This window comes from Allotabrizicola aquatica (SeqCode), assembly GCF_965194375.1.
Classification (GTDB): Bacteria; Pseudomonadota; Alphaproteobacteria; order Rhodobacterales; family Rhodobacteraceae; genus Tabrizicola_A; species Tabrizicola_A aquatica.
In genome coordinates, this window is the sequence record NZ_CBDAEL010000003.1 from 318,894 (window position 1) to 330,430 (window position 11,537).

Annotated in this window: 11 protein-coding genes; 3 read left to right on the plus strand and 8 right to left on the minus strand. The window is 63.1% G+C overall.

What is annotated here, in order from left to right; translation table 11 throughout:
• Window positions 1-253: 253 nt before the first annotated feature.
• From AC72UB_RS06840 to arsJ, 3 genes are all read left to right on the plus strand, one after another.
• Window positions 254-1,108 (plus strand): metalloregulator ArsR/SmtB family transcription factor, encoded by an 855-nt coding sequence (locus AC72UB_RS06840; protein WP_505189104.1) that lies wholly within the window; start codon window positions 254-256, stop codon window positions 1,106-1,108.
• A 5-nt stretch (window positions 1,109-1,113) separates the two neighbouring features.
• Window positions 1,114-2,121, plus strand: coding sequence for an ArsJ-associated glyceraldehyde-3-phosphate dehydrogenase (locus tag AC72UB_RS06845; RefSeq protein ID WP_505189105.1), 1,008 nt, complete (start codon window positions 1,114-1,116; stop codon window positions 2,119-2,121).
• A gap of 95 nt (window positions 2,122-2,216) precedes the next feature.
• Window positions 2,217-3,464, plus strand: a complete 1,248-nt coding sequence (gene arsJ / locus AC72UB_RS06850) for an organoarsenical effux MFS transporter ArsJ (protein ID WP_505189106.1) — start codon at window positions 2,217-2,219, stop codon at window positions 3,462-3,464.
• Window positions 3,465-3,511: 47 nt separating this feature from the next.
• On the opposite strand, the gene nagB is transcribed toward arsJ, so the two are convergent.
• The 8 genes from nagB to AC72UB_RS06890 form a co-directional block, all read right to left on the minus strand.
• Window positions 3,512-4,291 carry a glucosamine-6-phosphate deaminase gene (gene nagB, locus AC72UB_RS06855; protein ID WP_505189107.1) on the minus strand — a complete coding sequence of 260 codons (780 nt, stop codon included), beginning with the start codon at window positions 4,289-4,291 and terminating at the stop codon, window positions 3,512-3,514.
• A complete protein-coding gene (locus AC72UB_RS06860) occupies window positions 4,288-5,367 on the minus strand; it encodes an ABC transporter ATP-binding protein (protein WP_505189108.1) in 1,080 nt (359 codons plus the stop codon). Before AC72UB_RS06860 ends, nagB begins: the two co-directional genes overlap by 4 nt.
• A gap of 9 nt (window positions 5,368-5,376) precedes the next feature.
• Window positions 5,377-6,204 carry a carbohydrate ABC transporter permease gene (locus AC72UB_RS06865; RefSeq protein ID WP_505189109.1) on the minus strand — a complete coding sequence of 276 codons (828 nt, stop codon included), beginning with the start codon at window positions 6,202-6,204 and terminating at the stop codon, window positions 5,377-5,379.
• A complete protein-coding gene (locus AC72UB_RS06870; protein ID WP_505189110.1) occupies window positions 6,201-7,073 on the minus strand; it encodes a carbohydrate ABC transporter permease in 873 nt (290 codons plus the stop codon). The genes AC72UB_RS06865 and AC72UB_RS06870 overlap by 4 nt, the downstream gene beginning before the upstream one ends.
• A 14-nt stretch (window positions 7,074-7,087) precedes the next feature.
• A complete protein-coding gene (locus tag AC72UB_RS06875; protein WP_505189111.1) occupies window positions 7,088-8,371 on the minus strand; it encodes an ABC transporter substrate-binding protein in 1,284 nt (427 codons plus the stop codon).
• 27 nt (window positions 8,372-8,398) lie between these two features.
• Window positions 8,399-9,121 (minus strand): sugar isomerase domain-containing protein, encoded by a 723-nt coding sequence (locus AC72UB_RS06880; protein ID WP_505189112.1) that lies wholly within the window; start codon window positions 9,119-9,121, stop codon window positions 8,399-8,401.
• A complete protein-coding gene (locus tag AC72UB_RS06885; RefSeq protein ID WP_505189113.1) occupies window positions 9,118-9,843 on the minus strand; it encodes a GntR family transcriptional regulator in 726 nt (241 codons plus the stop codon). The genes AC72UB_RS06880 and AC72UB_RS06885 overlap by 4 nt, the downstream gene beginning before the upstream one ends.
• A 125-nt stretch (window positions 9,844-9,968) precedes the next feature.
• Window positions 9,969-11,462 carry an FGGY-family carbohydrate kinase gene (locus AC72UB_RS06890; RefSeq protein WP_505189114.1) on the minus strand — a complete coding sequence of 498 codons (1,494 nt, stop codon included), beginning with the start codon at window positions 11,460-11,462 and terminating at the stop codon, window positions 9,969-9,971.
• Window positions 11,463-11,537 lie beyond the last annotated feature (75 nt).

The window sequence follows — 11,537 nt, forward strand, 5'->3', positions numbered from 1 at the left end:
CAGCAAGAAAAGAATTGCCGAGGCAGAGACCGTTTGGCCCCGAACCAAGCCGCCAATAGGCGCGCCCGCAGGGCCAGCGGCACCCTATGCCCCCTGCCCGATCAAAGTTGTCAGTCCCGTAACCTGCTTGGCCTCATGGCCCTTCACATCGGCCCTCAATGCCGTCCTCTCCGCCCATCGAGCGAGAACATCCTTCTGAGCTGTCATGAAACCTTCATTGGACGCCCAAGTTTACTTCCTATATTCGGGAATTATGGAACATACGATCGCCACACATGCCTTTGCCACGCTCGGCCACCCCGACCGTTTGGCCGTTTTCCGTCTCTTGATGCGCTTTGCCCCGCAAGGTGTGCGCCCGACCGAGATGGCCGAAGCGCTGGGCCTGAAACAGAACACCCTGTCGCATCATTTGGCTGACCTCACCGCCTCGGGGCTGGTTCGGGTCGCACGGCAGGGGCGGTCCTTGTTCTACGCGGTCGATCTTGACGCGGCCGAGGGGCTGATCGGCTACCTCGCCCTTGATGTCGGCCGCGCCCGGCCTGATTTAATCCCCCCCCTGCTTTGTGCGCAAAAGGACGCTGCCGCAATGACTGCCCTGCACCGCGACACAGATTTTGACGTGCTCTTCATCTGTTCGGGCAATTCCGCCCGCTCGATCTTTGCCGAGGCGCTGCTGCGCGACCTCGGCCAAGGAAAGTTCCAAGCCTTCTCCGCCGGAACGCGGCCCAACACCCAGTTGAACCCCTTTGCGCTTGAGATCCTTCAGCGCAATGGACATGACACAACAGAGCTGCGCTCGAAGCATATCTCGGAGTTTCAAACACCGGGGTCCATCGTGATGGATTTCGTCTTTACCGTCTGCGATACGGCAGCGGCCGAAGAATGTCCGCCTTGGCCCGGCCAGCCGATCACTGGCCATTGGGGCCTGCCTGACCCGGTCAAGGCAGTCGGAACCGACGCTGAAAAGGCGCTGGTCTTTGCCCAAACCTATGCCGCGCTGCGCCGCCGGATTGCAGCCTTCGTCGAGTTACCCTTCGACAGCCTCAGCCGCATGTCCTTGCAATCCCGCGTGGACGCCATCGGCACAGACACAGAAACAAAGGCCTGACCCCCATGACACGGATTGCCCTGAACGGCCTTGGCCGCATCGGAAAACTCGTTCTGCGCGACTTGATCGACGCCGGCTGTGGCGGCGAGATCGTGCTTTTGAACGACCCTGTCGGCACCGCTGAGCAGCACGCGCTCTTGATGGAGTTCGACAGCGTTCATGGCCGCTGGCGCACGCCCGTCAGCTATGGCGACGGCGCGTTGGTGCTGAACGGCCAGACCATCCGGCTGACGCATGAAAAGACCATCGAAGCCCTGCCCTTGGCCGAACTGGGCGTGGATCTGGTGATCGACTGCACCGGCGTGTTCAAAACCGCCGCAAAGATCGCGCCCTATTATGCTGCCGGGGTGAAAAAGGTCGTCGTCTCGGCCCCGGTCAAGGATGGCGGCGCGTTGAACCTTGTCTTTGGTGTGAACCATCAGCTTTACGACGGCTCACAAGCGCTGGTGACGGCGGCGTCTTGCACGACGAACTGCCTCGCCCCGGTGGTCAAGGTGATCCATGAGGCGCTTGGCATTCGCCATGGATCGATCACCACGATCCATGATGTGACCAACACCCAAACCATCGTGGATCGCCCGGCCAAGGATATGCGCCGCGCCCGCTCCGCACTGATGAACCTGATCCCGACCACAACAGGCAGCGCCACCGCGATCACGCTGATCTACCCCGAACTGAAGGGGCGCCTGAACGGCCACGCGGTGCGGGTTCCGCTCTTGAATGCCTCGCTGACCGATTGCGTCTTTGAGGTGGAGCGGGCGACGACCGTGGAAGAGGTGAACGCGCTGTTTGCCGCTGCCGCCGAAGGGCCGCTGAAAGGCATCCTTGGGTTTGAAACCCGGCCGCTGGTGTCCTGTGATTTCACCAATGATCCGCGCTCATCCATCATCGACGGGCCCTCGACCATGGTCATCAATGGCACGCAGGTGAAGATCTACGCTTGGTATGACAATGAATGGGGCTATGCCTGCCGTTTGGCGGATGTCGCGCGGATGGTGGCGCACAGTCTCTGACCCGTTCATCTCTGACCCGTTCATCTGACATTCGGTAACTTGGAGGTTTGGCGGGCAAAGCGCCGCCAGATCGCCACCAGACAAGGCGACCATCTATGGCCGAAGCCAACCCTATCCGCGCTTATGCCGCCGTCACGGCAGCCTATTGGGCCTTTATGCTCTCGGATGGCGCGCTGCGGATGCTGGTGCTGTTGCACTTCAACAGTCTTGGCTTCACGCCGGTGCAACTGGCATGGCTGTTTCTGCTGTATGAGGCGGCGGGGATCGTGACAAACCTTTGCGCGGGCTGGTTGGCCGCGCGCTTTGGGCTGGCGGCCACGCTCTATGGTGGGCTTGCGCTCCAGATCGGCGCGCTGGTGGCGCTGGCGCAGCTTGATCCGGGCTGGGGCATTGCTGCCTCGGTCGCCTTTGTAATGGCGGTTCAGGGCGTTTCGGGTGTGGCGAAGGACTTGGCCAAGATGTCTTCGAAATCGGCGGTCAAACTCTTGGCGCCCAAAGAAGATGGCGGCCTCTTCCGCTGGGTGTCGGCGCTGACCGGATCAAAGAACGCGGTAAAGGGGCTGGGGTTTTTCCTAGGGGCCGCCCTTTTGGCGCTGGCGGGGTTTCAGGCGGCGGTCTGGGGGATGGCGGGGGTCTTGGCAGTGATCCTCATCGCCGTGTTGCTGTTCCTGCCCGCGGGTCTGCCGGGGAAGATGAAATCCGACGAGGCTTGGGGGGGCTTTCGGTCGCAGGACAGCCGGGTGAACCGCCTGTCCTTGGCGCGCCTTTTCCTGTTCGGGGCACGGGATGTCTGGTTCGTGGTCGGCATCCCGGTCTATTTTCAGGCGGTCTTGTCAGACGGCACCGCCGAGGGGCGGCGCGAGGCGTTCTTCCTGATCGGCAGTTTCCTTGCGCTTTGGATCATCGCCTATGGCGCGGTGCAGGCGATGGCACCCCGAATTCTGGGGGCCAAGGGCCAGCCTGAGGCCGAGACCACGCGCAAGGCGATTGTCTGGGCAGGGCTTTTGGTGCCGATCCCCTTTGCACTTGCGGCGGCGGCATGGGCGGCAGATGGGCCTGCCCCTTGGCTAACCACCACGCTAATCGGCGGGCTCTTGCTGTTCGGCTTTGTCTTTGCGGTGAATTCCTCGGTTCATTCCTACCTGATCTTGGCGTTTGGCTCGGACGCAAGGATCACGCGGGATGTTGGGTTTTACTACATGGCAAATGCGGCGGGGCGGTTGATTGGCACGCTTTTGTCGGGCCTGAGTTACCAAATCGGAGGCCTTCCGTTGTGCCTGACCACGGCTGGTGTGATGGCCCTGGCCAGTTGGCTGGCAGCACGGCGGCTGCGCCCGGACTAAGCGACCCTGCGGCGATCTCAGCGCCCCAAACCGCTGCGCGGCAGGGGTTAAGGCAAGCGCGCTTCGGCTCCGGCGGGATGAACGGTTTCATAATAATGCCGCAAGCGCAGGTTTGACGCCGCCTCTTCGTCCAAGACCACCGTCGCCTGCCGGTGCATCTGAAGTGCGGTCGCAGGGCAATCCGCGCCCAGCGGCCCTTCGATCATGCGCGCCACGGCATCCGCTTTGGACTGACCTGTGGCGATGAGGAGACAGCGCTTGGCCGCAAGGATCGTGCCGATCCCAAGCGTGATGGCAAAGCGCGGCACCGGATCTGGCGCAAAGGCGGCGGCGTTTGCGCGGCGCGTGGCCTCGGTCAAAGTCTTGACGCGGGTCCGGGATGCAAGGGAAGACGTCGGCTCATTAAAGGCGACATGGCCGTTCCGCCCGATGCCCAGCACTTGCAGACCGATCCCCCCTGCCGCCGTAATCGCCTCTTCATAGCACGCGGCCTCGGCGTCCGGGTCAGGCGCGTCGCCGGCCAGCAGGTTGATGCGCGCAGGGTCGATGGTGACATGGTCAAAGAGATTGGCCCGCATGAAGGCTGCGAAACTGGCCGGATGATCGGCGGGCACGCCGACATATTCGTCCAGATTGAAGGTGGTGACGGGCGCAAAATCGACCTGCCCCGCAGCCCACATCGCGACAAGCCGCGCATAAAGCGGGCGCATGGTTTCCCCTGTTGCAAGCCCCAGCACGGGCTTAGCCTCGCTGGCCACGAAGGCCGCGATAATCCCGGCAGCCCGGTCGGTCGCAGCGGCAGAATCGGGGAGGATCAGAACCTTCACAGCCGCCCCCCTTCGGGCGAAAAGAGAAGGCAGGCCGAGGCGTCGAGGCTAAGCGAAATATCCTCGCCCGCGTGCAGATCAACGCGCCGGGGCACCTCGGCAACGACGGCCGCGCCGCGGGTCGTGGCGGTGTAAAGATAACGCGTGGCCCCCATATTCTCGACCACTTCGGCGCGTAGGGTCAGCGGGTGATCCCCCGTCTCGCCCCAAGCCTCGGCGCGAAAGCCAAGGACGGCGTCGGTCGTTGGCGGGGCGGAAGGGTGCCGCAGCGGCACGGCCACGCCTGTCAGGCCAAGGGCGGGGACATCCACCACCGCGCGGCCCCCCTCTTGCCGCAGAACACGAACCGGCAGCAGGTTCATCTTCGGCGCCCCCAGAAAGCCCGCGACAAAGATCGTGTCCGGGTCATTGTAAAGCGCGCTTGGTGTGCCGACCTGTTCGATCCGCCCTGCGTTCATCACCACGATGCGATCGGCCAGCGTCATCGCTTCAACCTGATCATGGGTGACATGGATCATCGTGGCCCCGATGTCGCGGTGCAGCCGGGCAAGCTCAAGCCGCATTTCAACGCGCAACTCGGCATCAAGGTTCGACAGGGGTTCGTCGAACAGGAACACCTCGGGCTTGCGCACAATGGCACGCCCGATGGCGACGCGCTGGCGTTGCCCGCCCGACAGGGCGCGCGGCTTGCGTTCCAGATAGTCGGTCAGGCGCAAGGTGCGCGCGGCGGCTTCAACGGTGGTGCGGCGTTCGGCCTTGGCCATGCCGGCCATCTCCAGCCCGAATTCCATGTTATCGCGCACGGTCATGTGCGGATAAAGCGCATAAGACTGGAACACCATCGCCACGCCCCGGTGGCCGGGTTCATGGCCGGTGACATTGCGCCCGCCAATCAGGACGCGGCCGGATGTGGGCTCCTCTAACCCGGCAATCATGCGCAGCAAGGTGGACTTGCCGCAGCCCGAAGGGCCGACCAGCACGCAAAACTCACCCGCCGCGATGGTCAGGTCCAGCGCGGGGATCACCTGCGTTGCGCCAAAGGATTTCGTCAGGCTTTCCAGCCGCACTTCGGACATCCCGTTCCCCTATTTCACCGCGCCTTCGGTCAGGCCCGCCACGAACCATTTCCCGATGATCGCAAAGATCGCCACAACCGGCAGGATCGCCAGACTGGCCCCCGCCAACAGAAGGCCCCAATCCACCTGATACTGGCCGATGATCCCGGCAAACCCGACAGGCACCGTGCGCAAAGAGTCCGACAGGATCATGACCGAGGCAAAGACATATTCGGTCCAGCTTGTCACAAAGGCGAAAACCGCCACTGCCCCCATGCCGGGCGCGATCAAAGGCAAAAGGATGCGCCGCAGGATCGTGAGCGGCGGGCCACCATCCATCCGCGCGGCCTCTTCGATGTCAGGCGGGATCTGAGCGAAGAACGCCCGCAGCATCCAGATGGCAAAGGGCAGCGCAAAGGCTGTGTTGACCAAGACCAAGGCAAAGCGGCTGTCGATCAGGTTCATCTTGGCGAACATGGCGAACAGCGGCACCAGCACCACGATGGAGGGAAAGGCATAGGCCAAGAGGATCACCCGGTAGACCGCATCGCGACCCCGAAACCGCAGCCGGAAAAAGGCGTATCCGGCCGGAATGGACAGGGCCAGCGTGAGGACGGTCGAGGCGGTGGCGACCAGAACCGAGTTGAGCATGTAGGCCGTATAGTCTGATGCGGCCAAAAGCTTTTGATAATGCTGGGTCGTGAAGCTTTCGGGAAACACCGTCGGAATGCGCGCGATGATTTCCTGCGGTGCCTTGACCGATCCGGTCAGGACGAACCAAAACGGCAGGGCGACCATCCCGCAGATCACGGCGAACCCGGCCCAAAGCAAGAGTTTCCAGCCCATGCGATGCGTCATCGCTCATCTCCTGACAGGGCCAGTTTGCGGGTGGCAAAGACGGCAAATGTCATCAAGAGAACGGTCGCCAGCACGGCAATCGTGGCCGCCTCGCTGATGCGATAGCCGCGAAACGCGGTCTCATAGATCAGGACTGGCAGCGTGCGCGTGGCCCCAGCAGGCCCGCCAGAGGTCAAAAGCCAGATCACATCGAACACATTGAACGACAACAGCGTGCCGATCACCAAAAGGACAGTCATCGTCGGGGCCAACAGCGGCCATGTGATGCGCATAAAGCGCTTCCAGGGGCCCGCCCCATCAACCCGCGCGGCCTCAAGCAGGTCGGCGGGGATGCGGGTCAACCCGGCCAGCATCATTAGGGTGATGAAGGGAAACCAGCGCCAAGAGTTGATGAACACCAGGGTGGCAAAGGCCGTCCAAGGGGTGGCGAAAAACCCGACAGGGCGCTCTGTCAGGCCCAGCCCCATCAGCGCGGGGTTCACCACCCCGCCTGAGGTTGAAAACAGCCAGCGCCAGATCATGACGACAACGACGGTCGGGACGATCCAGCTGAGGATGATCCAGGTCCGCGCAATCTGCACGCCGCGAAACCGCTGGTTCAGGATCAGCGCGGCGGCCAGGGCAAGGGCAGTCTGCACCACGGCATTCGCAACCACCCAGACCAAACTGAGCTTGGCCGCCCGCCAGAAGGCCGGGTCAGCCAAGACCTTTTCGTAATTTGCAAGCCCGATGAACGGGCCGTCGGACCCCACCACCCGCACATCCTGAAAGGACATCACAATGGCAGAGAGCATCGGCCATGCCAGCACAGCCGCCAAAAGCGCGAGCGCCGGCGCGATCAGGAAAAGTCCTAGCGTTCCCTGTCGCACCGGCGCCCCCTTTCTTACTGCGCCAACTCGGACATGCGGGCCTGACCCGCCGTGACCGCCGCCGCCGTCTCGGTGCCATTTACAACGATGTTCTGCAGCGTTTCGGCCAGAACGTTCTGTGCCGAGATCGCCGAAATCGCCGGGAACACGCGGCCCGAGGTAAAGCCGAAGAGCTTGCCATTGGCGCTGTTGGCGATGATCGTTTCGATCTGGCTGCGGTACTTTTGGACCATCGGATCAGACCACAGCGATTCTGCCTTGGCCCCATCGGCGGTGACCGGGAAGAACAGCCCCGGCTCCATGTTCAAGAAGCGGCCATAGTTTTCCGGCTCCAAGAGGAAGGCGATAAAGCGCTGCGACGCGGCGCGGCGGGCTTCGTCTTTCGACAGGAACATGACGGCGTTGGCATAGGCGATGGTGCCGGGTGCCTCGCCTGCGGTCTTGACGGGAAGGGCTGCAACGCCCAGATCGGCGGCATCGCCTTCGGCCTGGGTGTCATAGGTCGAGATCACGCTGAACTGCATGACCATCGCGCAAGAACGCGAGGCAAAGCAGGCTTCCGCCTCACCCCAGGTCCAAGATGGCGCATCGGGCGGCGAATAGGCCATCATTGATTTGTAGAAGTCATAGGCCGCCACCGTTTCGGGATTGTCGAACCGCAGGCTACCGTCTTCGTTGTAGATCTCGGAGGCGCCGCCGTTCAGCATCACCGAATAGACGGTCTGGTCGGTGTAAAGCTGCTTGTTGGCCGGCAGACCCATCCCGTATTTGCCATCCACCGTCAGCTTTTCAGCGGCGGCTTTCCATTCATCCCATGTGGTCGGCACCGCGACGCCAGCGGCTTCCAAGACCGAGGGGCGATACCACATGTGCATGGTCATGTTGTACATCGGCACAGCCCAGATTCCGTCGTCATAGGTATAGGCCTCAACCGCGCTGTCGACGAAGTCGTGCTTGGCATCCAGTTCAGCCACGAAATCGGCGACCGAATCCAGCTGGCCCAGATCCTTGAAGATCGGGGCAAAGTCGGGGATCGCGAAGAGCATGTCCGGCCCAGCACCTGCCGCCACGGCTGCGGGGGCCTTGGCATAGATCTCGCCCCAGTTCTGCGGTTCTTGCTTGACCACCACATCGGGGTTGGCCGCGTTGAACGCGTCGATCAATTCTTGGATCCGCGCCACACGATGTGGCGGTTGTTCCATGTGCCACAGCGTGACCTCGGTCGGGTCTTGCGCGGCAAGCGGGAGCGGCGAAAGCACGATCGCCGCTGTCAGCAATGATTTTAAGGCAGTTCGCATGGTATATCCTCTCCTGTTGCAGTGTGCTCAGAGATGCGGATTGCGCGGACCATACCGCGCGATCAACTCCCTGTTGTTTTCCGCCGCGCCGGGCATATTGGCGCTAAGCAAGATTAATGGCGCCCCGTCCGCCGCCAGCCGTGCGGCCGCTTCGGCAAACAGCGCCTGCAAGATGGCCGCGCCGATGGAGGTGGAGCCCGGCCCAGCCTTAAGGCCGGTTCCAGGCAACGCCACCAGCGCGTCACCGGGCGGAAGCGCGTTGTCGAGCACATGATCGGCGCGGCTGGCAAGCGTCGGCCGACCCCGCGCCGCCGCCTCCGAATAGGCCCGTGAGGTCAGCGCGATGACAGTCGCACCCAGCGCCTTCGCCAACTCTGCCGCCTCAACCGGAGCCGCATTCACGCCGGAATTGGAAATGACGATAACGACATCTCCCGCTGTGATCGGATACCGGGAAAGCGCCTGAGCCGCGGCCCCCGACAAACGCTCTCGCTCAGTCGATGCCATGGCGCCGTGATGCAGCATAAGGCTTTCATCCAGCACCGGAACCACATAGGCGGGCCCACCCGCGCGGTAATGCAGATCAAGCGCCAATAGGTGGGAATGCCCGGTTCCGAAAACATAGACCAGCCGGTCAGCCCGAACTGCCGCGACCACGGCGGCGATTGCGGGTTCCAACTGCGCTGCCAGAGCAGGATCGGCCAAGCGCGCCACAAGATCGGCAAGGTAGGTGCGGGCTGTCTCTATCATCCTTCCCCCAGTTCCAAACGCACCTTCATGACGAAGGCATCGCCGCGATAATAGGAGCGGACATGTTCAAACGGACGGCCTGAAGCATCGCGGGTCAGACGGGTCAGGCGCAGCACCGGTGCACCTATGGCGATCCCCAATGGGACGGCCACAGCCTCATCCGCTGCCGCAGCGGCCAAGGTCTGTTCGGCAGTGGCGGGACGAAGGTCGAACTGCTCTTGCAGCACCGCGTAAAGCGACATGCGACCGAAATCCGCCTTGCGCAACAAATCAGGCGTGCCCTCAGCCACAACTTCGGTGGTTTCGAGTGCCACGGGTTCACCATCGGCAAGGCGGATGCGGGTGATGTGCCACACTTCGGCCCCAGCGCTGAGTCCCAAGGCCAAGGCCGCTTCGGCGGAGGGCGCTCGGCAGGTTGCTTCGGTCAAGATTGATCCCGCACGGCGGCCCTGCCGCTCCATCTCTTCAGTAAAGCCGGTGAGGGTGGACAATTGCTGTTGGATCGCAGGCGCGCCGACAAAGGTGCCCTGCCCGACACGCGCTTCGATCATGCCGCGCTCAGCCAGATGCCGCAGCGCCATGCGCACCGTCGCGCGGCTGATGCCAAGGTCTTCGGCAAAGGTTCTTTCAGGTGGGATTTGATCGCCAGCCTTCAGCCGACCCGCCGCGATTTCCGCGGAAAGCCGGTCTGCAACTTGGCGGTACTTCGGCAAACTGCTCATCGCACCCGATTCCAAAAGGAGTGTACCAGAGCAAGATTGGTATAGACCAATTCGATTGGCAAGAAATCTTTGCGCCCATCTCCGGCTAAGGATCGGGCTCTGTCGGCCGTTTTGTCAGGTGTGGATTAGCGCAGCGCGCGGTCGCGGGCCATGCCGTAGGCGGTGCGCAAGGCCGCCCATTCAGCAGTTTGGGTGCCAGAGGGCCGGTAGGTGGTCCCATCGGCGGCCATGGCGGCGGAGGCCTCGCGCACGGACGCAAAGCGACCCATGGCCGTCGCGGCCAGTAAGGCCGCCCCTCGAGCTCCGAATTCTGCGCCTTCAGGCACGGTAACGACGCGACCGGTCAGCTCTGCAATCATCTGACACCACAGCGCACTGCGCCCACCGCCTCCGGTCAGGACAATGGGGCCCGCGCCTTGGGTGCCCAGAAGGTCGCACAGATCGGCGATAGAACAGGCCACGCCTTCATAGACGGCACGGATCATCTCGGCCCGGCCGACGGCGGGTGTCAAACCGCCAAAACCCGCCCGCGCCGACGGATCGACAACCGGGGCAATGATCCCGCTTTCGCTGAGATAGGGAAGATAGGTCACCCCGCGCGAGCCGACCGGAACCGATGCCGCCATCTCGGCAATGCGGCGCCAACGGTCGGGGTGGTCTGACAGTTCGGGGCACAGCAAGGCCGTGACCCAATCAAGGTTCAAGGTGCCAGCCACATTGACCATCGCCCGGAACCAATGCTGTTCGGGCAAGGAGAACAAAAGCCCCAGACCTGCAGGTTCAAAAACCGGCTCGGTGCGGCAGATGCCGATCATACAGGTCGTGCCCAAAAGGCCCGTCATGGCGCCCGGCTGCAAGCCGCCCGCGCCGATCACATTGGCGATCACATCCCCTGCCCCCGCCACGACGGGCAGGCCTTGCGGCAATCCGGTTTCCACCGCGACTGCAGCCGTCACCCGCCCCGCCCATGCGGCAGAGGCCAGCACTGGCGGAAAAAGCGACCGATGGGCGGAAAGACCGAAAAGGTCGATCAGGTCAGCGCTGCGGCCTTGCGCGCGCGCGTCCCCCGGTGCGACCGCCGCTTCACTGACATCGGTCGCCACCTCGCCCGTCAGTCGCAGGCGCAGCCAATCCTTGTATCCAAGGACAGCATGGGCATGCGCCATGACCTCGGGCTCTTCCGTCAACAGGGCAGCGGTCACCGGCAAGGTGCAGCCTTGCTGCAACGCAGACCCGGACAGCGCAAAGATATCGTCCAGCACCTTGGGATTTTGCTGTTTCATCGCATCAATCACGCCATTCGCGCGACTGTCTTCCCAGTTGATCCCGGCGCGCAACGTCTGCCCGTTGGCATCCACCACCCAAGCCCCGACCATCGCCCCGGCCAGCCCCATGGCCACGATCTGGCCCTCGGACGCGGCGGCGGCAACCATCTGGCGCAGCACGCTGACCGCCGCAGCCCATGCCCGCTCCGGATCAGCTTCGACCCGCGCATTTGACCGGATCAATGGCGTGGGCTCAGCCGCGACCGCAACAAGACGCCCGTCTTGGTCAAACAGCGCGGCCTTGCAGACCGACGATCCAGCATCGACCCCTAGGTATAGGTCTTTTGCAGGCATGGCTCACCTCCTTGGCAATGGCACATGGTTTGCCCAGCAAACGCCGGCGCGCAAGCCTGAGATGCGATTGGGCGC

What these genes read in the sequence shown, in the direction of transcription:
- arsJ (WP_505189106.1), top strand. Translation starts at nt 2,217, where the DNA reads ATGGCCGAAGCCAACCCTATCCGCGCTTATGCCGCCGTCACGGCAGCC.
- AC72UB_RS06890 (WP_505189114.1), bottom strand. Translation starts at nt 11,462, where the DNA reads ATGCCTGCAAAAGACCTATACCTAGGGGTCGATGCTGGATCGTCGGTC.
- AC72UB_RS06840 (WP_505189104.1), top strand. Translation starts at nt 254, where the DNA reads ATGGAACATACGATCGCCACACATGCCTTTGCCACGCTCGGCCACCCC.
- AC72UB_RS06885 (WP_505189113.1), bottom strand. Translation starts at nt 9,843, where the DNA reads ATGAGCAGTTTGCCGAAGTACCGCCAAGTTGCAGACCGGCTTTCCGCG.
- AC72UB_RS06860 (WP_505189108.1), bottom strand. Translation starts at nt 5,367, where the DNA reads ATGTCCGAAGTGCGGCTGGAAAGCCTGACGAAATCCTTTGGCGCAACG.
- AC72UB_RS06845 (WP_505189105.1), top strand. Translation starts at nt 1,114, where the DNA reads ATGACACGGATTGCCCTGAACGGCCTTGGCCGCATCGGAAAACTCGTT.
- AC72UB_RS06880 (WP_505189112.1), bottom strand. Translation starts at nt 9,121, where the DNA reads ATGATAGAGACAGCCCGCACCTACCTTGCCGATCTTGTGGCGCGCTTG.
- AC72UB_RS06875 (WP_505189111.1), bottom strand. Translation starts at nt 8,371, where the DNA reads ATGCGAACTGCCTTAAAATCATTGCTGACAGCGGCGATCGTGCTTTCG.
- AC72UB_RS06865 (WP_505189109.1), bottom strand. Translation starts at nt 6,204, where the DNA reads ATGACGCATCGCATGGGCTGGAAACTCTTGCTTTGGGCCGGGTTCGCC.